This is a genomic window from Streptomyces sp. NPDC002619, assembly GCF_042889305.1.
GTDB lineage: Bacteria > Actinomycetota > Actinomycetes > Streptomycetales > Streptomycetaceae > Streptomyces.
The window spans coordinates 259,917-284,762 of the sequence record NZ_JBIAQV010000002.1 but is presented as its reverse complement, the minus strand read 5'-3'; the positions used below and the strand labels follow the sequence as shown (position 1 = coordinate 284,762).

Sequence of the window (24,846 nt, the reverse complement as noted above, 5' to 3'; positions counted from 1 at the left end):
GAGGTCCGCACCCCACGTGTGGAGACACGCACGCTCATCCCGGGAGACGAGGAAGGCCACCTACTATACATCAATCTGGTACATGGACTATTCTTGGTACATGTCCATGAAGCGCACGAACGTCTACGCCGACCCCGAGGACCTGGCGATCATCAAGGAGGCGGCCAAGCGTCGGGGCATAAGCGAGGCGGAGATCATTCGGCAGGGGATCCACCTTGCGGCGATGGCGAATCGCGTCTGGGACGAGCCGCTTTTCTCGCGCACCTTCGAGGGGTCGGGGCGTACTCCGTCGAAGGCCGAGGTCCGTGACGTGGTTGGCGACGCGGTCCGCCGCAAGACGGACTCCGGAACTACCGCGTGATCATCGTTATCGCCGACACGTCCGGCCTCCTGGCCGCCCTCGACTCGACGCACCCGGAGCACAGGGCGGCGAACGAGGCGATCATGGCGGCCGGTTTGCTGGTCATGTCGCCGCTCCTGCTGGCGGAACTCGATCACGTCGCCACGCGGGAGCTCGGGCGGGAGGCCGCCGTCAGCGCGGTTGACGACCTCCGCCGCTGGATGAACCGGGGCCGGGTCGTCATGCCGGAGATCACAGAGGATCACCTGGGCGCGGCCCAGTCCGTTCGCGTCCGTTACCACGCACTGGATCTCGACCTCGCCGACGCGGTGAACGTGGCGCTGGCCGCGGACTACGACACCGACGCGATCCTCACCCTCGACCGGCGTGACTTCCGTGCCGTACGGCCTTTGGGTCGTCACAAGGCATTCCGGGTCCTTCCCGACGATCTGCCGCTGTGACGGGCTTTCGACACCGAAGTCCCAGCCGCTGAAAGGGACTTCGGCCTGCATCACCTCCGCTGTGCACGCAACGACATTCAGACTTGCGGAGGGAATAGCAGGCTGAGGTCTCCTGACGCGGAGAGGTTCCGGCCCGAACCACGAAGCCGCAGGTCAAGCCTGGCTTCCGAGCCTGGAAGCGTCGCGCGTACGGCTGCCGCTCGGAACCCGTGCCCTCCGCGTGCCCGATCTTCGTGCTCCTGGCGGGCCGGAAACTGCAGGACAACCTTCGGCAAAACACAAACCCCAGGCCGCTGACCTGGGGCTTCAAGAAGAGCGGGTGACGAGAATCGAACTCGCGCTCTCAGCTTGGGAAACTTGGGTGCTCTGGGGTCAATTACCCCACTGACCTGTGGCGGAGGGTGTCCCAGCCCGGGGGGCACCTTGGCCTGGTCCCCGCTGTTCCCCGTGGGTCCCCGCAGGATCTGGCATGCAAGTGGCACGCCCCGAAGCGCCATGGGCGCTCCTGCCGGGGTTGATCTGGTCGTCGAGCTCTGCCCATGGCTCATGTACTCGGGTAGAGCTGAGTACTTGCGCTCTGGCCGGTGACGGGGTGGGCCGAGATGCTTGAGGCATGCGCCAACGACTACTGAAACCCGTTCTCCAGCTGTTGCAGATCCTCGTGCTGGCTGGGGTATCGCTAGCGGTGTGGGCTGTCTGGCTGGGCTGGGACCAGCATCGTGACGTGCAGCCTGACGGTACGACGACCGGCCCGTACGAGGCGTGGCAGGTGATCGGGCTGGTGCTGACTCTGCTGGTACCGGTGTACTGGGCGGCATCCCGGCGCTACATCGCAGGCGCTGTGCTCGGCACCACGCTTGGCCTCACCGTTGCTGCCTATTACGACTGGTCGGACGATTCCAGCGGCCTCTTCATGGTCGGCGTGGGGTTGGTCATGATGGGGAGCCTCGTCGTGACCACCGTCGTTTCCGTGATCGCCTCTGCGAGACGAGATGGACGACGGATCGGAGCTTGACGGCACGCTGCGGTGCCCCCGACAGTCACTGCTGGTTTGGTGCGGCCACTGCTCCGTTGCCGCCAGCGAATGAGACCAAAACTGAGACCATGCTCTAACCAGCGAACTCTGTCGGGACGCCCGTGGCTCGGCTCCGGCTGGCAGGGGGGTGCTTGCCGGCATAGCGCCCGAACCGTCACTTGGGCCGTGACTGTAATGGCGCCAAAATCAAACGCGTGGTCGAATTTAGAGGGGTGGCTGTGCGCCGATGGAGTGATGTCCTGGCCGTGCCGCTCCTATCCTGAGAGGACGCACCAGCAGCAGCGTCAAGGCAGGAAAGTCATGACGGAACCGGAGGTCGACTACACGGCGGTGTTCCGGGCCCTCCCCGGGGCGGTGGCGTTGCTGACCCCGCAGCTGATCTTCGTGGACGTCAACGCGGAGTTCCTGCGCATCACGCGCCGTACCCTCGAGCAGCGCCGCACCACCCGCGAGGAATGGGTCGGTCGCTTCCTGCTCGAGGACCGCCCCGAGTTCTTCGACCGCCCCGAGAAGTACTCCTTCATGCTCAAAGTTTTGGCGTCACTGCGCCGGGTGGCGGACACCGGTGCGCGCGACACCATAGCCCTGCAGCGCTACGACATGGAGGACCCCGATCAGCCTGGGGTATGGCACGAGCGGTATTGGACCCTGACCAACGTTCCCGTCTTCGGCCCGGACGGGCGGGTGGCGCTGCTGGTGCACCGGGTGGAGGACGTCACCGAACTCACCGAACTCATCCGCGCCCGTGAAGTCGCGCTGACCTTGCAAGAAGCCATGTTGCCCGCTCCCCGCCCGGTCGGCCGCCACCCGGCGGCCGTTCGCTACCGGCCCGCCGCCGAAGCGCTGAATGTGGCCGGCGACTGGTACGACCTGGTCGACCTGCCCGGCGACCGCATCGCCGTCGCCGTCGGCGACGTTGTCGGCCATGGCCTGTCCGCGGCCGGCGTCATGGGACAACTGCGCAGCGCCCTCAGCGCCGCCTCCCTCGTCGCCGAAGGCCCCGCCCGCGCCCTGGAAACCCTCGGACTGTACGCCCGCACCATCGACGGCGCCGAGAACACCACCGTGGCCACGACCTTCATCGACTGGGACACCCACACCATCACCTACAGCAGCGCCGGCCACCCCCCACCCGCGCTCCTACAGAGGGACGGGACCGTCGAGTTCCTGGACCAGGCCACCGACCCCCCACTGGGCGCCCGTCCTCAACACATGCCCCGGATCCAGGCTGCCGCGGCCTTCCGCGAGGACGCCGTCCTCGCGCTCTACACCGACGGCCTGATCGAACGCCGCCGCGAAGACATCGACACCGGCCTCGCCCGGCTCGCCGACTCCCTGGCCCGCCACCAGGCAGACGACCCCGAAACCCTCGCCGACGCCATGCTCACCGACCTACTCCCACCTGGTGATGCCACCGACGACACCGCCCTGGTCATCGTGCGTCTATGAACCCCGCCCGCCACTTCCGCGCGCTCGGCCAGACGTCGCCGACGTTTGAGCACGAGACTGGCCAACTACCGTACCCATCGGAAGCGACACCCCACGTGAGGCCCAGCACCCAGTTTGGAAGACGGCGTATCCGCTTACCGGCTGACCTGGCAAGTCACTGACCTGGGCTGGAGAGCGAACCTAGCTGTGGTTCCCCGGGCACGCGTGTGGCCGTGAACTGGGCAGATAACCCGCTGCTGACCGCATCCGGCGCAGCGCTATTGCCTGTTCCGGCTCTATTCCGGCTGGCCTCCTTCACTGCGGTCGCGGTGGTCTTCGATGTTCGGCGTTGCTGCTGTTGCCGTCACGAAGACGAGTGATCTCGAGCGGCGCCTGTCCCACCGACGGGCTCTCGCACTGACGTCTGCGTAATCATGCGCGTACGGGACGTTATTGGATAGTTCGGGACAGTGTGAGTGGATCCGGGATGGCGTGAGGCTCCTGACGGCGTGATCTGACCCGGACGGTGAGAGGAGAAGCGAATGGCACGCAGATGGGCGGCACTTCTGGCCGCCGTGGGGCTGGTTGCCGCGGCACTGGGCCTGGCCGCGCCGGCTCAGGCCGACACGCAGCAGCTCAAGGTCGCCACGTACAACATCTATCTGGGCGCCGACCTCGGGCCTCTGGCCCTTGCACAGACTCCGCAGGAGCTCGTCACGCGAGCCGGGATCGCCTACGGCCAGGTGGTCGCCACCGACTTCCCGTCCCGCGCCCGGGCCATCTCGCGCCTGCTCAGGAACGACCGCCCCGAGGTCATCGGCCTGCAGGAGGTGGCCCTGTGGAAGAAGGGCCCGCTGGACGGTCGCCTCCACACCACTTACGACTTCCTGGACATCCTGCTCCGCGAGCTGCGCAGCGCCGGTCTCCACTACCGAGCAGCCGCGGTCGACACCACCGGCACCATCACCCTGCCGATCAGCGCCAAAGAACGCGTGAGTTTCACGAACCGGGATGTGATCCTGGTACAAGATGGTCTCCCGGTGACGAACGCGCAGTCGCACCTCTATGCCGCGAAGTTCTCCTTCACCACCCCGTTCGGAGTCACCTTCACCTTCCCGAGGGGCTGGTCCGCGGTGGACGTCGCCCTCAAGGGCAAGGGCAAGGGCAAGCAGGCACGGGTGCGGGTGGCCACCACACACCTGCAGCCAGGGGTGCCGCCCATTCGAAACGCCCAGGGGCAGGAGCTGCACGCCGCGCTGGCACAGTCGCCGTATCCCGTCACCGCTCTTGGCGACTTCAACGCCCTGCCCACCGACGCGACCGGACCGTACGGCACGTTCACCAACGGTGGCTACGACGACGCCTGGCAGACCACCCACGGCCCCGGGGACGGATTCACCGCCATTCAGGACCCCGATCTGCGCAACCTGCCGTCCAAACTCAGCGCGCGCATCGACTACGTCTTCTACCAGCCCGCACACCTTTCGGCTGTCTCCGCCCACCTGGTCGGAGACAAGGTGAAGGACCGGACTCCCACGGGCCTGTGGCCGTCCGATCACGCCGGACTGGTGGTACGGCTGCGCCTCCAGTAGCCGATCGGCGGCGCAGAAATGAGCCATGGCCGCCACACGGGCCCCGGTCGGCTGCTGCACGAGCAGGGAGAGGTGGAGCAGGCCCGTGTGTGGTATGGGCGTGCCGCCGAGGCTGGCAACACCAACGCCGTGCGCGACCTCGTCCAACTTGTCAGCGATGGAGACCAGTCCGTCACCGAGTCTCAACAGTCCGAGATCGACCAGTCGGACGACTAGCCACACGGATTAGCCTCGCCGTTTCAGTCGGGGTGTGGCCAATGAAGGGGTAGAAACGCGAAGGTACCTTCCTGAACTGGGACGATGAACTTTGTCGAGCGGTTCTGTCGTCGCTGGAGGAAGACACTTTCTACGTGCAGACGGGTCGGGGTGGTGGGGCGTGTTGGACCGGCTGTGCTCGGCCCGCGCGCCCTGGCCCCGGAGGCCGCGTTACTGCAGACCGCCGTGGCCGGTAAGGACATACCCGCCGGTGAGGACGCCCGCGCCCGCGAACGCGGCGAGCAGCCACCCCCAGAGGTTGCCCACCCACATTTCGGCCGCCAGCACGGCCTCTCCGTACGACATCTGTCCCAGCACCGCGTAAAGCCGCATCTGCGCGGCAAGGAGAGCGACCGCTACGGCGACGTTCAGCCCGACCGCGCTGCACACCACAACTGCCGAACTCTTCACTGGGTTCCCCCGCGCCGACAGCCGCGCCCGCGCGGCTTGAGTTCGATCTCGCCCCGGCGTGGTCGCGGTCCACTGGCTCTCCGGGCCGGTTTGCCCTGCGCCACCGGACATGACATGCCGATGTGCGCACCTCCACAGCGTCTGGCAGGTTCGCCGGTCATCGTCGTCACCTTGGAGAACACGAAGCCGCCGGACTCCGGTCGATCGGTGGTGTTGCCGATGACGTTCGTGTCGTGGTGGCGCCTCGGGGTGGTGGAGCCTCAAGGCATGTGGAGACTCAAGGCATATGGTGTCTGCTATGCGTGCAATGGTCGCAAATCGCTATGGCGGCCCGGAGACCCTGGAGCTGGCCGAGGTCGACGACCCCAAGGTTGGTCCCGACTCGGTGCTCGTGCGAGTGAAGGCCGTCGGGGTCAACCCGGTCGACTGGAAGATCGTCGCCGGGTACCTGGACCCGATCATGTACGTCCACTTCCCTCTCGTGCCGGGCTGGGATGTCGCGGGCGTCGTCGAGGCGGTCGGCCTGGATGTCCCTGAGTTCTCGGTCGGTGACGAAGTCTTCGGCTACGTCCGCAAGGATGAGGTACAGCACGGCACATACGCGGAGCTGGTCGCCGCGCCCGTGCGTACCCTCGCGCGCAAACCTGCGTCGCTGAGCTGGCAGGAGGCGGCCGGCGTCCCGCTGACAGGGCTCACCGCCTTGCAGTCACTGACCCGGGTGAGGGTCGCGGCGCGCGACACGGTCCTGGTCCATGCGGCGTCCGGCGGTGTCGGGACATTCGCCGTGCAGATCGCGGTGGCCCAGGGAGCCCGGGTGATCGGCACGGCCAGCGAACGCAATCACGACTTTCTGCGCTCGTTGGGCGCCGAGCCGGTCACCTACGGCGAGGGCTTGGCCGACCGGGTCCGGCAGTTGGCCCCGGAAGGAATCGACGCAGCAGTGGACTACGTGGGCGGTGACGCGGTCGCCGTCTCCCAGGAGCTGCTGAAGGACCGCTCCCGCGTCGCGTCGATCGTCGACGCTGAAGTCACCCAGCGCGGCGGACACCATGTGTGGGCCCGGCCCGACAGCACGGACCTTGCCGAACTCGCCCGACTCGCCGACGCCGGCAAGCTCAGTGTCCACGTTCAGCAAGCCCTGCCGCTGGCCGACGCTGCCGAGGCATTGCGTCTCAACAAGAGCGGACGGACCCGCGGCAAGATCGTACTCGAGGCGGGCTGACCCTCCCCCGGAGCAGCCGGCACGCTGCCGGACGACCGGTCCTCGAGCCAGGTATCCATCACAACAAAGAACCCCCGGGTCGTCGACCCGGGGGTTTCACATGGAGCGGGTGACGAGAATCGAACTCGCGCTCTCAGCTTGGGAAGCGATGGCGCTTGCGTGGCTGTAGGGCTTCTGACCTGCGTGGATTCGTTGCGTCTGGGGCGCTGCACCAGCCTGATCGCGCCGCTGTTGACCGTGGTTGTCCGCCCTTATGGGCACGCTGTGGGCACGGCTCGCAGGAACAGCAGGCGGAGCGCGTACGCGAACGGGGGTGTACGCCTGGTTCGGCCGGTGCGGACGTACAACTCGGCGAGCCTTCGCGAGCGTGCAGTCCTTTCCCGGTCCTGGCCTCGGGGACGCCGACGGACGGGGAGATGAACAGGGCGGCCCGCGCGGTGCTCCGCTCGGCTCGCCAGGCAGCGCGCATCCCCGTGGACGCCGACAGCGTCGATGGGTTGCTGAACGGGAGCGCAGGCATACAGCACAGTGCATGCCTCGTCTGGCGACGCTGTTGGGTGCGGGCGTCGCCGCGGAACCTCACTGGTGGAGGCACGCAATGGCCACCGCGAGCCGGTGCGGGAGGCCGCCAAGCACGCCACACGGCGTGACGTCCTTCTGTCCTGCCGCCCAGGCGGACGCCGGGGAGGATTCGGCGCCGATCACACCCTGGTCGCCACGGCGCTGTGGGCCACTCCGCGGCCTCCTTCCCCGTACTCCTGATGAGCCTGCGCGTGCTGCTACTCTCATGCCGCTGTGCACGGGGGGCAGTTGGGGGCTGGACATTTCACAGCACCATCGACGCGCGCCTGATCGGCCGCCGCCGTCCCGTCACGCCTTTTCTGTTGAGAGGTCCAGGAGGCGACGATGGCCCGTCGTACCACCACCCGTGGCGTCGTCGCCGCGTTGGCAGTTCTCGCCGTGACCGCCGGTCCCGGCCCGCTGGCCGTCACGGCCGACGCGGACAACGGTGTCGGGAGCACCGCCTTCGCCACGGAGAAGGTCTTCCAGGCTGACCGCTACATACCGCGCGGGGACCGGATCTACAGTGCCGGCCCCAGTGGCTATCTGCATGCCCAGGAGGGTCGTTCCGGCTACCTGTGGACGTCGTACGACACCGGTACGACGACCGAACTGGGCGACCTGGCCCGACTCGAACTCCCCGCGTACCTCGGGTCGTCGTCCGACGTCGTGGCCGATGTGGCCTCGTCCACCCAGAAGGTCGTCCTCAGGGACCTGTCCGCCGGTACCGCCACGGACATCGCTCTCACCCACGGCACGTACTGGGCCACCTTCGGCACCCATGTGCTGACCCAGGCCCGGGACACCGGCGGCAACCGCGTGCTGTGGCTGTACGGCGACGGTGCTCCCGCCGATGGCACCCTCGTCGGCGGATGGCCGACCGGAATCACGACCAACTTCACCGTTCTGGGCGGCGACAGCGGCACCGCCGTCATCAGCTACGCGCTGGGAAATGGCGAGCGACACCTGGCGCTGGTGGATCTGGCCACCGCGCGAGTGACCGGCGATGTGTCCGTGCCCCTCTCTCCGACGGCCGTCGCGCTGAGCGCGGACCTGCTGGTCTGGAGGTCCGACAGCAGGACGGCACACGTCCTGGACCGCGCCGACCTCTCCGCAGCCGAGACGACGGTGACACTGCCCGGCACGGAGGGCACCCCCTCCCTGGGCATCGTCGGGCGCTGGCTGGTGGTGGCCCGTTCCGTGCCGTCGGACCCGAGCGACCTGGTCGACATGTCCGGCGAGCGGCTGATGGCCGTCCCGCTCACGGGCGGTGACCCGCTCACCCTGCTCCGGCACGCGAACAGTTCCCTCGTCACAGCACCGGACGGCAGTCTGCTGGCCGTCGGCGGCACCGACGCCGGGCACTGGGCGGTACGCAGGGTCACCGACACGGGGGCGGACACCCCGACGCTGGCGGAGCTGACCGCCGTACCGCCGACGGCCGCGAAGATCGACCGGCTGTCGCTGCAGAACGGCATGCTGGCCACAGACGAGGCCGACAGCAGGTTCATAGGCGCCTACTACACTCGGCAGATCGCCGCCGACGGCACGCCGAGCGCGCCGGCCTGGCAGACCTGGGACGGCCGCGGGGCGGGCCCCTACGCCACCGGCGACGGACAGGTGGTGACGTTCACCGCCGAGCCCGACCCCAACGGCAACGGGTCGTACGTCGAGTCCCTTGACAGCCAGGCGGGCTTCTACCTGCCCTCGGCCGCCGGAACCGTCCTCGACATCACCGGCCGCTACGCGATCGTCAACGGCTCCTCCCCCGCCAAGCAGTACGTCGGCGACCTCGGGGTCTACACCGACCTCAAACCCGTCGTCACCCGCTCCGTCACGGCCGCCTCGGTCTGGGGGACCAGTCTGTGGACGCCGGGTTCCGGTACCGGTGTCGTCACCGCGAAGGACCTGAAGACCGGCAAGACCACCGACACTGTGAGCACCGGCGCCCCGTGCATCCCCAAGGAACTGCAGGTGGTGGGCCGTTGGATCTACTGGTCCTGCGGCCCCACCGCGACGGCCGGCGTCTGGGACCGTACGGCGAAGAAGAACATCCCCGTCCCGTCCGGCCAGGCGCTGCTCGGCGACGGCTACCTCGTCCGGCACGACACCTCGGCCGGGGCGCTCCTGCTCACCGCCTTCGCCGGCGGCACCGCGACCACCCGCAAGATCGGCGACCTCGCGGCGGGCACCTCCAGTCTGCGCGGGGTGACCTGGACTGTGGACAAGTTCGGCGGGCCCGCGGCCTACGTCGACGCGGACCGGCGGATCCATCTCGTGCCCAGCGGGGTTGCCACCGGGCGGCTCGCCGTCGTCGAGTCCGACGCGACCGACAACGCGTGGGACGAGAGCAGCCCGGCCGGCAGCCCGTGGTGGCAGTGGCGCGGACTGCTCTCCAAGCCCGCCGCCTCCTGGAAGGCGACCCTCACCAGCAAGGCCACCGGCGCCGTGGTCCGTACGCTCTCGGGCGAAGCGGTGGACGGCACCCTGACCACACGGTGGGACATGCTCGACACCAAGGGCGCGCTCGTCCCCAACGGCACGTATACCTTCAAGCTGACGGCCCCGCCGGCCGACGCGTCCGGAGCGGCGCTGACGGTGACCCGGACGGTGAAGGTGTCCACCGGAGCTGCCGTACGCCACGACTTCACCAACGGCGGCACCTGGGCGCCCGACGGAATCGGCGACGCCCTGACCCTCACCTCGTCCGGCGTCGTCGGCTACCGGCCGGGCGACGGGACGGGCGCCTTCGGCAAGAGCATGACGGCCTCGGGCTGGCCCTCCTCCGTGACGATGGTCCCGTTCGGCGACGTCAACGGCGACCGCCGCAACGACATCCTCGTCCGGTTCGCCAGCGGCGAACTGCGGGTGTACCGGACCATGCGCGGACAGGCGTTCGTCACGAGCACCCCGCACACCTCGCTCGGCACCGGCTGGAACCAGTACAACGTGCTGACCTCGCCGGGGGACATCACGGGCGACGGGCGTCCCGATCTGATCGCGCGCAAGGCGTCGACGGGAGAGCTGTTCCTGTACAAGGGCACGAGCACGGGGAAGCTGTCGGCGCGGGTCCGGATCGCGGCGAACTGGTCGGGCTACAAGAAGATCGTGGGCGTCGGCGACATCACCGGCGACGGCCGCGGCGACCTCCTGGCCCAGGACCGCTCCAACACTCTCTGGCGCTACGACGGCAACGGCTCCGGCGGCTTCAAGTCCCGCGTGAAGCTGGCCTCCCGTTGGGGCTCGTCGTACAACGTCGTCGTGGGCGTCGGGGACATCACCGGCGACGGCAGGGCGGACATCGTCTCCCGCGACACCGCGGGCAACCTGTGGCGCAACAACGGGAACGGCGCAGGGGCGTTCGGGCCCCGCGCGAAGATCGCCTCGGGGTGGCAGGCGTACAAGGGCGTGTTCTGACGGCCTGGCCCGCGACGGCGCCGGGGCGTTCCACGCCGACTACGCCCCGGCTCCGGACGACAGCCGCGCAGGAAAGCCCCAATGCAACTCGGCCGACGGTGCTGCGACGGCATGCGTGGCACCTGCGGCCCAGCCCACGTCGTCGCCGGCAGTCGTCAGCGCACCAGGGCGGTGAGGACGACTTCGCTGCCCGGCCCCTCTGCCTCAGCGGACGAGCCTCTGTTCTCCCGCACCTTCGATGGGTCGGGGCGTACGCCGTCCAAGACCGAGGTCCGTGACGCGGTCGCCGGCCGGCGCGGTCCGCCACAAGCCCGCGCAGTACCACTGGGAGACCAGCGTCCGACAACCGCTTCGCGTGTATCGAGTCCCGCTCCGGGAGTCCATCAGCTGCCGGAGCGGGCCCGACCTGCGGGAAGCGGCGCAGGACTCGTGCCGTCTCCAGGACACGGTGCTTCCTCCGGCCAGTCTTCGAAGAAGGTCACGCTGATCTACCAGCACTTCGACGACGAGCGGCAGTGGGACGTCGCAGCCGCGCCCGGCACGGCGGGCCACCCTGCACGCCAGGAAGCTATCGCCATGCCACAAGGGACGCTATTGATCCAGACGATCAACATTCCGGCACGAATCTGGCACGCGACAACTGATCACCGTGGACAGCAAAAAGGCCCGGGTCTCTGACCTGGGCCTTCTCCATGGAGCGGGTGACGAGAATCGAACCCGCGCTCTCAGCGCCACCCGTCTTGGGATGGGCCGGCTTCCCTCAGCCGTCGTGCTGGTCGAGGTGATCCACCCGAAGATCAACGACGCGCCCGGGATCCCGGAGGGTGTTCCGTGTGATGGTCTTGCGGCTGGTGGCCGGAAGCCGAGCCGTACAGGACGACGACGGCGCCCGCGGCCTCCTTGCCGGACGCGTTCGTGCAGGGCGTGCGCAGGACCGCATTGCGGTAGCCGTCGCCGTTGAAGTCGCCGGGGACCGCCCCGTGCACGGCGGCCGCGGGGACGACCGGCAGCAGCGTCCCCCCCGACCAGACTGACGACGACGAACGCGGAAGCGCCCCATCTGCCCAGGAGCCCCGACACCCCAGGAGCATCAACTGTGCGCCGGTATAACTCGGGAAGTGCAAAGGCGCCCGGTGACATCAAGTCCCCGGGCGCCTTGGAAGACCGAACTCACCGCCTAAGAAAGGACCTTGTAGCCGCTCCAGCCGCTCGCGATCTGCGCCCGCGGACCGAACGAGCCCTTTCCGTCCCCGCTGTTGCGCCACACCTTGCCACTGGTGTCGCGGGAGACCAGGTCCGGCCTGCCATCGTCAGTGATGTCGCCGACCCCGACGACCGCGTTGTACGAGCCGCCCCAGTTCGACAGCACCTTGACGCGGGCCGCGAACGTGCCGTCGCCCTTGCCGTTGTAGCGGTAGAGGTTGTTGGACGTGTCCTGGGCCAGGAGGTCGGCCTTGCCGTCGCCGGTGATGTCACCGGTGCCGACGATCTTCTTGTAGCCCTTCCAGTTGTCGTAGAGCTTGACGCGGGAGGCGAGCTTGCCGTCGCTCGTCCCCTTGTAGAGGTAGACCGCTCCGGTGGACGAGTTCCTCGCGATCAGGTCCGGGCGTCCGTCACCGCTCACGTCGCCGGGCGAGGTGAGCGCGTTGTACTGCGTCCAGCCGCTGGTCGCGAGGGTCGTGTACGACGTCGACGGCTTGACCGCCGCCCCGCAGCCCGGCTTGTACAGCCGCAGCGCGCCGCTGCTGTAGCGGACGAGGACGTCGTTACAGCGGTCGCCGCTGAGGTCGCCGAAGGGGATCGCCATGATGGTCGTGGGCCAGCCGGTGCCCGTGTACTTGTCGCCGAACTTGCCCGTCCCCGTGCCGCTGTGGAAGGTCAGCCCGCCCGAGGAGTTCAGGGTGAGCAGGTCGCCGCGGCCGTCCGGGCCCTCGGGGCTGACGAAGTCGCGGCGCACCGCGGCTCCGCGCTGCAGGTAGCCCTTGCCGCTGGTCACCGTGTTCGGCGTGGCGGTGCCGAGGCCGGTCGCCTTCAGGGTCCAGGTGAAGTGGCCGTTGGGGAAATAACTTCCGCTCGCCGTCTTGCCGTTCCAGGTCGCCGTCACCCGGTCCGGGGTCGCGCCGCCGGTGAGAGTGCGGGTGGCCTTGCCGTTCGCGCCGCTCTGGACCGAGGTGAAGGTGAGCGACCAGGAGGTGACCGGGCGGGACAGCACCCAGGTGCCCTGGAAGGACACCCCCGGGGCCACGTAGTCGCCGACCGACGTCTCGAAGGCCGTCACGGCGGACGGGGCGATGCCCGTGGTGGTGACGTGGGTGCGCTCGTAGTCGTCGAACCAGGCGACCAGGCCGGTGTACTCGTCGACCGTCCAGCGGTAACGGCGGTCCACGGTCAGGCCCTTGTCGGCCAGGTCGGAGGCGATCGTGCGCGTGGTGCCGGTGGCCGCCTCGGTGAGGACCAGCGTGCCCGCGCCATGGTCGTGGCGGACGGTGAAGCCGTCGCCGAGAAGCAGGTCGCCGGGGGTGACCGCCGTCGACGTACCGGCCTTGGTGTCGTACACGCCCGCCGAGTCCGTCCCGCAGGCCCAGTACACCCAGCGTCCCGCCGCCTGGAGTTCGGTCGGCACGCAGGCCAGGCCCGGGACGGTCACCGTGGTGAGCGTCTTCTCCTGCGGGATGCTGTACGAGGTCAGCTTGCCGACGGTGGTGGCGCTCCACAGGGTGGAGCCGTTCAGGGCGGCGGCGCGCACGGACCGCTTCAGCTTCTGGCCCTGGCCGAACTCGCCGACGTACTGCGCCGGGTTGGTGCCGCCGGAGTTGAAGACGGCGTAGTCGTCGGAGACGTCGACGATTCGGCCGCCCTGGCTGCCGAAGTCCAGATAGTGACCACCGATTTCCACCAGCCGGTCATCGCCGAGGCCCTCGCCCTCGTCGGTGCCGCCGTTCGCGTCGAGGTAGACGTCCCGGGCGTCGAGGTTCCCCCACAGCGCCGAGCACGTGGTGCCCTCGTACGGGCAGAGGGCGGCGTAGATCGAGCCGCTCGCCGTGGCCTCGGACGCTGTCAGCGTGGCAGCGCCTTTCGTGGTGAGGGTGCGCACGGACGTGGTGTCCGCGGTGGCGTTCGGGTCGTCCTCGGCGACACGCAGGCTGCCGCGGCTGAGCGCGATGCCCGTCTTCGCGTTCTCCACCGCCGGGGCCTGCTGGACCTTCTCCAGCTTCAGCGTGCCGTCCTCGGCCTGGCTCACCCGCCGCACCCACCAGTCGGTGGCGTCGGTGCCGCCGGTGACCAGCGCACTGCCGTCACCCGCCTCCAGCGTGTACTCGCCGGCGCTTGCCAGCAGGGTCTGCTGCACCGAGGGATCGTTGACGTCGACCGCGAGCAGCTGGGAGCCGAGCGAGCTGGAGGACAGCGGCAGCAGCAGCCAGTCGCCGACCAGGACCGGGTCGCCGTCGAGCGTGCCCGGGTTGGTGGGCAGCGTGACGACCTGCTCGGCAGCGGTGAGGTCGGTGCGGGACTTCAGGTGCAGCTCGGCGGTTCCGGCCTGGTACCAGCCGATGCGGTCCTCGCTCATCACGTAGTGCGAGGCGTAGGTGGCGTTGGTGAACGCATAGGTGTTCACGGCCGAGGCGACGTCGATGTAGCCGATCCTGCCGCTGTCGACCGACCAGAGCACACCGGCGGAGTCCGAGGCGAGGACGTCCTCGCTCCCCACGCTCGTCGCGTCACCGGTGACCTTGCGGGTGCGCGACTCCCCGTCGACCTTGTCGATCAGGGAGTGGGTGGTGACGATCGTGTCGCCGGCAAGGGCCCGGTAGTAGCCCTGGCCGTATTGGATGGAGCCGTTCCAGCTCACCTTCTTGGAGGTGGCCGTCGCCGGATCCCACAGGGTGGCGTACGCGTCGTTGGCCGTGGTCGGCAGAGCGACCAGGTCGCTGTCCGAGCCGTACCAGGCGTTACGGCACTCGGAGCCGATGTACGTGCAGCCGGTGCCCGGGGTGTAGACGCCGTCGGCGTTCTCGACGGTGACGGTCCTGCCGGTCGCGTAGTCGGTCCACAACAGTCCGGTCCTGCCGGTCTGCCGGTGCAGGAAGCCGGTGTCGCCCGCGACGTACGGGCGGTCGGTGCGTGGTGTGGTGGAGCTGGGGTCGACCAGTGTGATCGCGGTGGTGTCGGCCTCGGCCGCTTCCGCGGAGCCGCCGCCCTCCGACAGGACGACGACGGACGCGGCCACGACGGCGACCGCGAGCGAGGAGACGGCGGCGGCCAGACCGCCCCGTCTCAGGGCGTGTCTGCCCACGTGATGTTCCCTCCCCTACGAGGGTCCGTGCCCTCGCACAAGTGGCCAGATCTTACCAAGGGATGGTAAAGGTTAGGGAGGGGGATGCTCACGCAGGTGAGAGGGGATGGGCAGGCCACCCCGGTACAGGCAGGCTGCCACTTGATCACGCTTACAAAAACGAACCCCAGGCCACCGACCTGGGGTTTCTCTCTGGAGCGGGTGACGAGAATCGAACTCGCGCTCTCAGCTTGGGAAGCTGCGGACGTTTGGGGCTCGTTCGGGAGCTGACCTGGGCAAACGGTCGGACTGTGGCCTCTTCGGGGTGGGCCGCCTTCACCGTGGTTCCCCGCTGCTCCCCGCTCGATCTGGTGCGGTTGTGGTGCGGTCGCCTCATGCGCGTCAGAACGTTGACCATTCGGACCCGGGGATGCAGTCCTAACTGCGCTGTGCCCACTCGCGGATGAGGAAGAGGGGCCGGGTGAGGACGATGTCTCCAGCCTGTTGGGCGCGCACGATGAGTCCGAGGTCCGCCGAGCCGGGATCTGCCGCATGCGTGTAGATCAGGTCCAACTCGTGGGCGTCCGTGTGGTTGCAGACCCATTCCTCGGCCTCGGACGGTACACGGGCGACGAGAGCTGTGCCGTCCAGCCTGACCTGCGGGCCGGCAATGGCACGTTCCGAGCGACCCAGCGCTTAGAAGGCGCACTTCTGGTTTGCCCGCAGTAGGCCGCTGACCTGGTCAGTCGTACGGTCTGCGGAGCCTTGCATGCCGACTTCGACATGCATTCGACAGGACTGCTCTGGCCGCAGCGAGGCCGCCTGGCTCCCTCATCTGCTGGGCAGCCAACCTGGGCCCAGTCTTGTCGTACTCGATGTGCCCGTGGCTGATGTACTCGGGCGGAGCTGAGTACTTGCGCTTAGGTCATCTGCTCGGCTCCGACCGATACGGCCCCCGGACCGGCCCAGTCGGTCCCCTCGGCTCCGGCCAACACGGCACCGGGACCGGCCCACGTCGGACCAAGCCACGTCGGACCGCCCCAGTCGGCATGCACCGGGTGCAGCACGCCGACCTTGGGCCCGGCCGTGGTCGATGTCGAGGCGTTGGACGCCACGGTCGACACAGTTACGCCCAGTGCCAGCGTCAGGACTGATATCGAAACAGCAAGCTTCCTCATGAGAGACCTCCGCTCGGCGAGGGACGGTTCGCACCGTGAGCGTGCCAGAGGCATGGCATAGAGTCATTGGACATGAGCGCTGCGTAGTTATCGATGCGTGCCACTGCTGGTGCTCCCGCCGATCCGAGCGTCTCAGGGAAGCGTGGTCCGGCCGTGGCCGGCGCACATGGGCGATGCGAAAGCTGAGGCTCGGCCGCTAACGGAGCTGGCCGTCTGAAGCCACCCTGGGACCATGGCGCAGCGCCGCGTGATCGTCTACCCGCCGTTGGTGACGGGCAGCCGCCGCGTGCGCTTCGGTGATCAGATCCTCGGCACCGCCTACAGTCTGATGGACCTCGCTGTGCTGCTACGCCACGCCGGACTGGACGACGTGGACGCGTTGGACGTCGCCGAGTCGGACGTGATCGAGTGGCACGGGGGCGGCCCGGAGGTGTGGAAGCGCTGAATTCAACGCGCCCCGCGAAGCCCGGAGCCGCCCACAGGCAGGTCCTCGGTGACATGTGATCGCGAAGAGGCCTGGGCGCCACTGCCACGTGGTGCGCCCAGGCCGGTCCTTCGAGTAGGGGCAGACCCGGCACGGGGGGAACCGAGCCTGCCCCTGCATGACGGCGCCCGCGAGCCTCCCCCCGGAGTGCAGGCACCTGACCCCGCCGGGGGTCACTACCTTCAGCGGACCGTGGGACTGGAGTGTCACGGGTGACGAGAGATGGTTGCGAGGCCAACACCCCTGTGAAGGAGGCTACTTGCCAGCGTCACGAATCGGCCACCATCGGTGCACTCACCGTCGCCGCGCCGCCTGCCGACTTCAGCGGCTGGTGAGGTGTTGCCGGGATGGATCGGGGACGGACGGTTCCGCGGAACACCCCCAACACGCATTCACGCGACGGGTAGATGAATCCCCTATCTCCTGCCACCCGCCTCAATGCGGCCGGTGGAGGCTGGCATAGGTGTGCCGACCCGCCCTACTGCTCAAGTTCACCTGCGACCTCTTCGCGAACGGCAACGACCGCGACAACCGCGCCGTCGTCCGGGCCGTGCTGACGGAGGAACTGGACCTGGTGGGGCTGGCGGTGTACGGGCCGCGGAGCGCGGTGGACATGGTACTGAAGGGCGCGCGGAGGCATACGCGACTGGATCTGCAACTGAATCTGCACAGCGAATGCGCAACTGCGGCACGGGTGCGTTCTGTTGGTGCGGAGTTGTCCTAGTCGGAGCTGCCGTGGCAATAGCTGTCGGTTTCCTGTGCGGCGCTACATGTAGAGAAGCTGCCCCCAATTCGTGTGCATGCATGCACGGATGAGTAGGGGACTGGTTCAACTTCCCTGCTGGGAGCAGCGACCGACTGGATGCCGGGCCCGCTCCGTGATTTGATCCTTCGCGCCGCCGGGATCGCGCCAAGGCGTCCGGAAACGGATGGCGCGCCTGCGGTCGCGGCCCACCGTCTGTCCCCACCTTGGCCGCTCCCCCTTGTGGAACATCCATACGAAGGGCAGTTTCATCATGAACTCCGCTCCCCAGGTTCAGACCCTCGAAATCTCCGACGCCGAGCTCGACACCGTCTCCGGCGGCCTGAGCCCGCAGGTCGGCATCGCAGCCGGCCCCACGGCGATCAGCAGCTCGGACCTCGTGGCTCAGTTCGGCGCGGTCAAGGACGAGGTCCTGGGCACCGTCGGCCAGTACCACCAGGTCGGCGTCACTGCCTCCTTCTGATCGCCAGATCGCGGGACCTCCTGATCGTGTGATCGCTGATGGCTTGACCGGCAGCCTGACCGCCGACCGGCGACCGGCGACCACAGCAACAATCCCCCTACCCGCGGGTCTTCGCTGGTAGGGGGATTGATCGTTAGGGGTTGCTTCTTCTTGCCCTGGGTCTTGCCGGGGATCTTGATGACCTGCGTCTTCGCTGCTCAGGAGCAGTGGGCTCGTGCGCCCGGTCGTCGTCGTTGGTCGTCCTTGGCCACTGTCGAGCGACCTCGGACGGCCCAGGGACGGCCCAGACAATGGCCCTTCGGCCCGTCCGACGGCCTACGAACTGATGGGCAACTCGCGGGCTCGCTGGCGTGCTTGGGCCCGCAGCTCCTTCAACCGGGTGTGGAAGGCGTTGTGGCGGTTCTGGTCGAGGTTCAGCGGGAGGTCGAGTTGGGAGATGAGCTGTGACTCCACGGTCCACGGTTCGTTCTGCTCGATCCAGCACACTCGCGCGTTGTCCGCCATCCACTGGCTCAGGGTGGCTTCGCCGGCCTTGCCGAAGGTCATCTTCTTACCGCTGCCCACGCGGCGCAGCTCAAGTCCGAGCAGGCAACCGAGGGTGAACCGCAGCGTCGAGCCGGCCGCGTTTCCTCGGTAGTGGTTGCGCACCCGCTTGCGCAGGTTCTGTGTGCTGGGTCGGCTCGCCATGTACCGCGGGGCTATGCCGACGTAGAGCAGGCGTCCGGCGTCCAGGTCCGGGTGGGGCGGCTGCTCGAAGTGCCACCCGTAGACTCCTGCCCCCGCCGGAACAGGGCTCGGACGCGCCAAGACCTCCTGCGCCGACCACAACCGACCGGGACTGACGAGAGCGATAGCTTCCACGAAGCCTCCAGACGTGCCACGGCTGACCGCCGCAGGCTACTGGTCGACAATGACAGAACATTGCTTGGCCTGCGCAGCAGCGTGACATCAGCTTGGGAAGCGACGGCGCTTGCGCGGGCAGGCGGCGTTTGACCTGGGCATACGGATCCTGTGGCACATTTCTGAGTCGTGGAATCGCACCGCTGGTGACCGTGATTGTCCGCTCTGAAGGGCACGCCGAGGGCACGACGTCGGGGGAACCTGCCCCGCAAGCGGAGGCCCGGCAGTTCGCTTAGCGGCGAACTGCCGGGCCCAGGCCGAGAGACTTGGGCCCGGCAGCGGGCGCCACGAGGTCGATGTTCCTTATACGACAGCCTTGTACCCCTGCCAGCCCGTCGCGATCTTCGTACGACCGCCGAACGACCCCTTGCCGTCACCACTGTTGCGGTACAGGTTGCCGCTGGTGTCGCGCGAGACGAGGTCCGTCTTGCCGTCGCCGGTGATGTCTCCGACTCCGACGACCGCGTTGTAGGAAGCGCCCCAGTTCGAGAACACCTTCACGCGGGCCTTGAAAGTGCCCCTGCCGGTGCCGTCGTACCGGTACAGGTTGTTCGACTTGTCCTGGGCGAGGAGGTCGCCGATGCCGTCGCCGTTCAGGTCACCGGCCCCGACGACCTTCTTGTACGTCTTCCAGTTGTCGTACAGCTTCACGCGCGCCGACAGCTTGCCCGTGCTGGTGCCCTTGTACAGGTAGACCGTGCCGGTCGAGGCGTTGCGGGCGATCAGGTCCGGGCGGCCGTCACCGCTCACGTCACCCGGCGAGGTCAGCACGTCGTACTGGCCCCAGCCCGAGGTTCCGAGTGAGGTGTACGGCGTCGAGGGCGTCGCCGCCTTGCCGCAAGCGGGGCGGTAGGCGCGGAGGGCGCCGCTGCTCAGCCGGACCAGGACGTCGTTGCACCGGTCACCGCTGAGGTCGCCGAGCGGCAAGAACCTCGCGGTGGTCGGCCAGCCAACGCCGGAGACCTTGCTGCCCAGCGTGCCCGTGCCGGTGCCGCGCTGGATGGTGAGGGTGCCGGAGGAGTTGAGGGTGAGGACGTCGCCGACGCCGTCGTTGCCCGCATAGTCGCGCGGTGCCGCCGCTCCGGCCGTCACCTTGACGTCGCCGGAGAGGCTGAGGGCGGCGCCCTGGCCATCGGCGGGCTGGGCGGTGAGCGTCCAGGTATAGGTGCCGTTGGTGACGAGGCGGCCCGCGGAGTCCTTGCCGTCCCAGGCGGCCGTCAGCAGACCCCGGGCGGCGGAGCCGGACACGGTACGCACGGTGGCGCCGGACACCTTGTGGCGGACGGTCACCTTCCAGGAGGCGGCGGGCTTCGACAGCCACCAGGTGCCGGACCAGCTCGCGGCCCCGGACGTGACCGTGGAGTCGATGGCCGACAGTGCGGATGCCGGAACGCCTGTCGGCACGAGGTGGACGCGCTGCTCGTCGTCGGCATAGGCGACACCGCCGCCGAAGCGGTCCGCGGTCCAGCTGGTGCGTATCCCGCTGACCCCGGTTCCGTACCGGCCGAGTTCGGTCCAGTTGACGAGCTTGCGGCTCGGCAGATCGGTATAGGACCCGCTGGACGGCAGACCGCCATGCAGGTCGACGAGCGTCAGCCCGCTGTCCGAGTTGGTGCCGCCGACGTGTTGGACAAGGTAGCCGTCTCCGAGGAGAACCCTGCTGGCCGGGGCGGTGGCGGTGCGCTTGGCCGTACGGTCGTAGACGCCCGAGCCCTGCACGCCCGAGTTGTCCACACAGGCCCAGTACACCCAGCGGCCCACAGCCTGGAGGCTGGACGGAGTGCAGCCGTTGCGGGTGGTGAAGGACTCTACGGCAGTGCCGGACGGGAGCCGGGTGGCCGTGACCTTGCCTCCCGTGGCCGCGCCGCTCCACAGGGTGTTGCCCCAGACGGCCGCGGCGACGCGGTCGCGCTTCTGCAGGACCTTGCCCGCCGAACTGTCGGGGAACTCGCCGATGTACTGATCGCCGGAGGAGGCGCCGTCGACGACCGCGTACCGCCCGGAGAGATCCTTGAGTTCCGGGCTGTCGTCGCCCGTGTCGAGGGCCGGGCCCCAGGTGGTGGAGCCGTTGGTGCGCAGCATGGTCAGGCCGGACTCGGTGGCGTCGCGGCGGCCGTGGTGGCCGGTGCCGTCGGCGAACATCGGGATGCAGCGGGTGGCGCCGGCGGCGCAGTCGCCGTCCGACCCGTTGACCAGCCCGTCCACGGTGGTCTTGGCGACGCTCGGGGTGCCGCTCGTGGTGAGCCAGGTGCTGCGGTAGGCGCCGAGAATCGTGTTGGGCTCGTACAACGTGCTGTTGTCGGCCGTGGTGAGGATGCCGCTGCCGAGCGAGAGGCCGTTGATCTGCGCGGGCATCGGCTGCACGGCGGCCAGGCGGCTGCGGGTGACCGCGCCGTCGGCGGCCCGGGCGATCCGGTACACGCCCCAGTCGAGGTCGCCCCGCTCGACGTACTGCTCGGCGCCCGCCACGAGGACAGAGCCGTCCGGCGCCTGGACAATCTGGTGGGCGGCCGGGTCCATGACCTTGGTCAGGTCGGTGTCCGTGCCGTCGGACGTGAGGGCCCACAGCGGCTGGCCCCGGTACTTGTTGTCGCCGGGCGACACCGGTTCGACGCCGAGCAACTTGTCGCCGACGATCCCGTACGCGGCCTGGTAGGTCAGTGAGCCCGTATCGAAGGTACGGGGCGCGGCGGACAGGTCGTCGCGGTCGTACACGTCCGCCTTGCTGCGCCCGCTTCGTAGCCGCAGCACCGAGTCGGCGCTCAGCCGGAAGCCGGTCACCTCCCAGCCGTCCTCCGGGTTGACCCGGTCGGGCAGCGTGCTGAACGCGCCGCTGGCGAGGTCGACGATGCCCCAGTGGCTCCAGCCTTCCTCGCTGTCGCCGGTTTTGTAGCGGAGGATTACGGACCGCGCGTCGCCGTCCTCGACCACCACGTTGGACGCGCCGTCCGGCAGCCCGGTTACGGGCGTCTGTGCGACCGCGCCGCCGTCCTGGACGCGCCACAGCTGGTAGGCGTTCGGGTTTCCGTTGACGCCGCTGGTGCTGGTGAGGACGGTGTTGCCGAAGGTGCCCTGGTAGGTGTGGTACTCGGGCACCGGCACCACGGTGGTGCCGCCCGAGGTGCCCGCGCCCTGGAGGAGGGTGACCTGCGAGTCCTCCTCCGAGTAGAGGGCTACGGTGTCGGAACCGTCCCCGTAGTAGCCGGGCTGGAAGGACGCGGCCTCACGGAAGTAGCCGCTGTCGATGTCGTACTGCACCGGGACGTCCAGCCGCTGCTCCAGTGCGGTCGTGGTGCCGGTGGCGTAGTCCGTCCACAGGAGCCGGTCGTCGCCTTCCTGGGCCCAAAGGAAGCCGCTGGTCCCCGCGTTGAGGATCTGCGTGGCCCTGGGGACGGCACGCGGGGCGGCGGGCAGCACGAACTCTCCTGCCGCGGCGGCCGACTGCGGCGCGGCTGCCGCCGAGGACGGAACGGCGGCGAGCGGGAGGCTGAGAGTCAGCGCCGTCGCCAGGACGGCCGCGGCACGTGCCGCCGGCGGGCCGAGGCGTGCTGAGCGTGAACCAAAAGTCGGTCTGTGCCTGGGTCGGCCGAGTCGGGCCACCGTTCCTCCTGAAAGGCAAGAAGAAGGCATGGCGGGACGTACGGCAACGCCCTGGCATTTCCCCCGGCCCCCCGGCCGCTCCCCCCCCACGCGCGTGACGGGCAGCCTAACAGCATGTTCATGACCGGCAGCCGTGGCTTACCGTCTGCGGGCATGCCGCTCCGCGATGCCGCTCCGCGCGACGGTGGCGCAGCGCAGGGCGGAAGCCCCGCTACGGCGCATCGGACCCTGACCGAGGCGACTTCCGTGCCGTACGGCCGTTGGGCCGGCACAAGGTATTGCGGGTGTTGCCCGAAGGACCTGCCACTGTGACGCGAGCTCCCCAGTGCCCAAGCTCCGTCCGCCTGCGGCGACTTGGGTGGCCGTCGCCTTCGAGGCGCACGAGAACGCCATTCAGCCTCGCCGTGGAACGGCAGGCTGAGGGCTCTCCTACGGGAAGGCCGCGGCCGACGCCACGAATTCGCAGGTCAGCGACGTGTCTCGACAACGGGAGTGATGCGTGCACCGCACCTGCCAAGCACTCATGCCCTCTGTGTGCCCGATCTTCCTTCACTCGGCGGGCCGAAACCGATGGAGAATCCCCACCAATGCACAAGCCCCAGGTCGCTGACCTGGGCTTCGATAAGAGCGGGTGACGAGAATCGAACTCGCGCTCTCAGCTTGGGAAGCTGATGTTCTACCATTAAACTACACCCGCGTAAGACGCCGACCGGAATCGGGGTCCGAACGTTCGCTCACTCTACCTCATCGCAGACCCCCGGTGCTGATGCCGTGGGGTCTGAGTGCGTTTCAAGGGAGGGACGGGGACGGGATTCCGCTGCGGGCGGCGGGAGTTGGGGCGTACGGTGGAGGCGTGGGAGAGGGTCTGGGTGAGGCCGGAGTGCCGCCTGGAGAGTCGTCTCTTTGATCCCGTAATGTGGCTTTTGTCGTCACGGCAGTTGGCCAGACCCGGCTCTTGGGGAAGGGACTTAAGGGACTTGATGGAACGCACCGTCGTCCGTTGTGCCGATGGGCACGTGTTCAGCACCGCTTCGTTCCCGATGCAGCAGGCCGAGCGGCTCGGCCCCGGTCGGCTCGTCCGATGTCCACGGTGTGCCCGGCTTCGCAGCGTCGTACCCGTCGCTCTCGAGAAGCAGGGGTAGCACCACCACAGCACGTAGGGAGTGGCCGGTCCGTCGGCCGGGGTGGCGGCCGTAGGGCGGACCTCCGCCGGCTCACGGCGGCCCGGTTCGCGGCCCGCCACGCCGTCACCCGCGCGCGGAGCCGTCGCGATTGTCGCGGCTCCGCGCGCCTTGCGTATCCTCGGGACGTGCTTCTCTCAGACAAGGACATCCGGGCCGAGATCGACGCCGGGCGGGTGCGGATCGATCCGTATGACGAATCCATGGTGCAGCCGTCGAGCGTCGATGTTCGGCTGGACCGTTACTTCCGGGTTTTCGAGAATCACCGGTACCCGCACATCGACCCCTCCATCGAGCAGACCGATCTGACGCGGCTGGTGGAGCCCGAGGGCGACGAGCCGTTCATTCTGCACCCCGGAGAGTTCGTGCTGGCCTCGACGTACGAGGTCATCTCCCTTCCTGACGATCTTGCCTCGCGGCTCGAGGGGAAGAGTTCCCTCGGGCGGCTCGGGCTCGTCACTCACTCCACCGCCGGGTTCATCGACCCCGGCTTCTCCGGGCACGTCACGCTCGAGCTGTCCAACCTTGCCACCCTGCCGATCAAGCTCTGGCCGGGCATGAAGATCGGCCAGCTGTGCCTGTTCCGGCTCTCCTCGCCGGCCGAGTTCCCGTACGGCAGCGAGCGGTACGGCTCCCGGTACCAGGGGCAGCGCGGGCCCACCGCCTCCCGGTCCTACCTCAACTTCCATCGGACCCAGGTGTGACGGATATGAGTGACGTGAGCGACGTACGGGAGAACCTCACCTACGAACGCTTCGGGCTCGCCGTCCGTGAGCTCGCGCAGGTCATCGCCGACGACGGGTACATACCCGACCTGGTGCTCAGCATCGCCCGCGGCGGTGTCTTCGTCGGCGGCGGGCTCGCCTACGCCCTCGACTGCAAGAACCTCCACCTCGTGAACGTGGAGTTCTACACCGGCGTCGGCACCACCCTCGAAATGCCGGTCATGCTCGCGCCCGTCCCCAACGTCATCGACTTCTCCGACAAGAAGGTCCTGATCACGGACGACGTCGCCGACACCGGCAAGACGCTCAAGCTCGTGCACGACTTCTGCCTCGACCACGTCGCCGAGGTCCGCTCCGCCGTGATCTATGAGAAGTCCCACTCCCTCGTGAAGTGCGAGTACGTGTGGAAGAGGACCGACGACTGGATCAACTTCCCATGGAGTGTTTTGCCTGTAGTACGTAAGTCGGGCGAGCCGATCACGCCATCAAAGGAAGCGCTCTGACCTCCACCGTGACTGCCCGGTGTTCCCCCCGGTTTCCCGCTCGATCGGGCACG

At 68.5% G+C, this 24,846-nt stretch carries 18 protein-coding genes, 1 tRNA gene and 1 pseudogene; 13 read left to right on the top strand and 7 right to left on the bottom strand.

The genetic code is table 11. The features are described from left to right. Nucleotides 1–100: 100 nt before the first annotated feature. From ACFYXB_RS05405 to ACFYXB_RS05380, 6 genes are all read left to right on the top strand, one after another. Nucleotides 101–361 (top strand): CopG family transcriptional regulator, encoded by a 261-nt coding sequence (locus tag ACFYXB_RS05405; protein ID WP_389577963.1) that lies wholly within the window; start codon nt 101–103, stop codon nt 359–361. Further along, nucleotides 358–801 (top strand): PIN domain-containing protein, encoded by a 444-nt coding sequence (locus tag ACFYXB_RS05400; RefSeq protein WP_389577960.1) that lies wholly within the window; start codon nt 358–360, stop codon nt 799–801. Before ACFYXB_RS05405 ends, ACFYXB_RS05400 begins: the two co-directional genes overlap by 4 nt. A 613-nt stretch (nt 802–1,414) precedes the next feature. Then, entirely contained in the window at nt 1,415–1,816 is a 402-nt protein-coding gene (locus ACFYXB_RS05395) for a hypothetical protein (RefSeq protein WP_389577957.1), read from the top strand. Nucleotides 1,817–2,137: 321 nt separating this feature from the next. Beyond that, nucleotides 2,138–3,286 carry a PP2C family protein-serine/threonine phosphatase gene (locus ACFYXB_RS05390; RefSeq protein ID WP_389577954.1) on the top strand — a complete coding sequence of 383 codons (1,149 nt, stop codon included), beginning with the start codon at nt 2,138–2,140 and terminating at the stop codon, nt 3,284–3,286. A 521-nt stretch (nt 3,287–3,807) separates the two neighbouring features. After that, nucleotides 3,808–4,857 carry an endonuclease/exonuclease/phosphatase family protein gene (locus tag ACFYXB_RS05385; protein ID WP_389577951.1) on the top strand — a complete coding sequence of 350 codons (1,050 nt, stop codon included), beginning with the start codon at nt 3,808–3,810 and terminating at the stop codon, nt 4,855–4,857. Nucleotides 4,858–4,875: 18 nt separating this feature from the next. Next, nucleotides 4,876–5,073 (top strand): hypothetical protein, encoded by a 198-nt coding sequence (locus ACFYXB_RS05380; RefSeq protein ID WP_389577948.1) that lies wholly within the window; start codon nt 4,876–4,878, stop codon nt 5,071–5,073. A 210-nt stretch (nt 5,074–5,283) separates the two neighbouring features. Here ACFYXB_RS05380 and ACFYXB_RS05375 read toward each other — a convergent pair whose 3' ends face one another. Then, nucleotides 5,284–5,523 (bottom strand): hypothetical protein, encoded by a 240-nt coding sequence (locus tag ACFYXB_RS05375; RefSeq protein ID WP_389577946.1) that lies wholly within the window; start codon nt 5,521–5,523, stop codon nt 5,284–5,286. A 298-nt stretch (nt 5,524–5,821) separates the two neighbouring features. Here ACFYXB_RS05375 and ACFYXB_RS05370 point away from each other — a divergent pair, with 298 nt between their 5' ends. Both ACFYXB_RS05370 and ACFYXB_RS05365 read left to right on the top strand, forming a co-directional pair. Continuing rightward, nucleotides 5,822–6,745 carry an NADP-dependent oxidoreductase gene (locus ACFYXB_RS05370; RefSeq protein ID WP_389577944.1) on the top strand — a complete coding sequence of 308 codons (924 nt, stop codon included), beginning with the start codon at nt 5,822–5,824 and terminating at the stop codon, nt 6,743–6,745. 906 nt (nt 6,746–7,651) lie between these two features. Beyond that, a complete protein-coding gene (locus ACFYXB_RS05365; RefSeq protein ID WP_389577942.1) occupies nt 7,652–10,723 on the top strand; it encodes an FG-GAP-like repeat-containing protein in 3,072 nt (1,023 codons plus the stop codon). A gap of 797 nt (nt 10,724–11,520) precedes the next feature. Here ACFYXB_RS05365 and ACFYXB_RS05360 read toward each other — a convergent pair. The 3 genes from ACFYXB_RS05360 to ACFYXB_RS05350 form a co-directional block, all read right to left on the bottom strand. Beyond that, complete coding sequence (locus ACFYXB_RS05360) at nt 11,521–11,709, bottom strand: hypothetical protein (protein ID WP_389577939.1); 189 nt, start codon at nt 11,707–11,709, stop codon at nt 11,521–11,523. A 191-nt stretch (nt 11,710–11,900) separates the two neighbouring features. Then, nucleotides 11,901–15,017, bottom strand: coding sequence for an FG-GAP repeat domain-containing protein (locus ACFYXB_RS05355; RefSeq protein ID WP_389577937.1), 3,117 nt, complete (start codon nt 15,015–15,017; stop codon nt 11,901–11,903). 417 nt (nt 15,018–15,434) lie between these two features. Then, complete coding sequence (locus ACFYXB_RS05350) at nt 15,435–15,569, bottom strand: hypothetical protein (RefSeq protein WP_389577935.1); 135 nt, start codon at nt 15,567–15,569, stop codon at nt 15,435–15,437. Between the two features lie 837 nt (nt 15,570–16,406). On the opposite strand from ACFYXB_RS05350, the gene ACFYXB_RS05345 reads away from it, so the two are divergent. The 3 genes and pseudogenes from ACFYXB_RS05345 to ACFYXB_RS05335 all read left to right on the top strand — a co-directional run bounded on the left by ACFYXB_RS05345 (nt 16,407) and on the right by ACFYXB_RS05335 (nt 17,884). Next, a complete protein-coding gene (locus tag ACFYXB_RS05345; protein ID WP_389577933.1) occupies nt 16,407–16,619 on the top strand; it encodes a hypothetical protein in 213 nt (70 codons plus the stop codon). A gap of 529 nt (nt 16,620–17,148) precedes the next feature. After that, a pseudogene (locus ACFYXB_RS05340) lies at nt 17,149–17,298 on the top strand (DUF2000 family protein); the annotation flags it as partial. 376 nt (nt 17,299–17,674) lie between these two features. Continuing rightward, nucleotides 17,675–17,884 (top strand): hypothetical protein, encoded by a 210-nt coding sequence (locus ACFYXB_RS05335; protein ID WP_389577931.1) that lies wholly within the window; start codon nt 17,675–17,677, stop codon nt 17,882–17,884. 315 nt (nt 17,885–18,199) lie between these two features. Here ACFYXB_RS05335 and ACFYXB_RS05330 read toward each other — a convergent pair whose 3' ends face one another. The 3 genes from ACFYXB_RS05330 to ACFYXB_RS05320 form a co-directional block, all read right to left on the bottom strand. Then, nucleotides 18,200–18,691: a GIY-YIG nuclease family protein gene (locus tag ACFYXB_RS05330; RefSeq protein ID WP_389577928.1), complete on the bottom strand. Its 492-nt coding sequence runs from the start codon at nt 18,689–18,691 to the stop codon at nt 18,200–18,202. 396 nt (nt 18,692–19,087) lie between these two features. Further along, entirely contained in the window at nt 19,088–22,201 is a 3,114-nt protein-coding gene (locus ACFYXB_RS05325) for an FG-GAP-like repeat-containing protein (protein ID WP_389577927.1), read from the bottom strand. 809 nt (nt 22,202–23,010) lie between these two features. Beyond that, nucleotides 23,011–23,081: transfer RNA gene (locus ACFYXB_RS05320), tRNA-Gly, on the bottom strand. A gap of 612 nt (nt 23,082–23,693) precedes the next feature. Here ACFYXB_RS05320 and dcd point away from each other — a divergent pair. Together dcd and ACFYXB_RS05310 are read left to right on the top strand one after the other, a co-directional pair. Then, the gene (gene dcd, locus ACFYXB_RS05315) at nt 23,694–24,269 is read left to right on the top strand and encodes a dCTP deaminase (RefSeq protein ID WP_389577924.1); all 576 of its coding nucleotides are present in this window, start codon (nt 23,694–23,696) and stop codon (nt 24,267–24,269) included. Between the two features lie 5 nt (nt 24,270–24,274). Further along, nucleotides 24,275–24,793, top strand: coding sequence for a phosphoribosyltransferase (locus ACFYXB_RS05310; RefSeq protein WP_351355106.1), 519 nt, complete (start codon nt 24,275–24,277; stop codon nt 24,791–24,793). Nucleotides 24,794–24,846 lie beyond the last annotated feature (53 nt).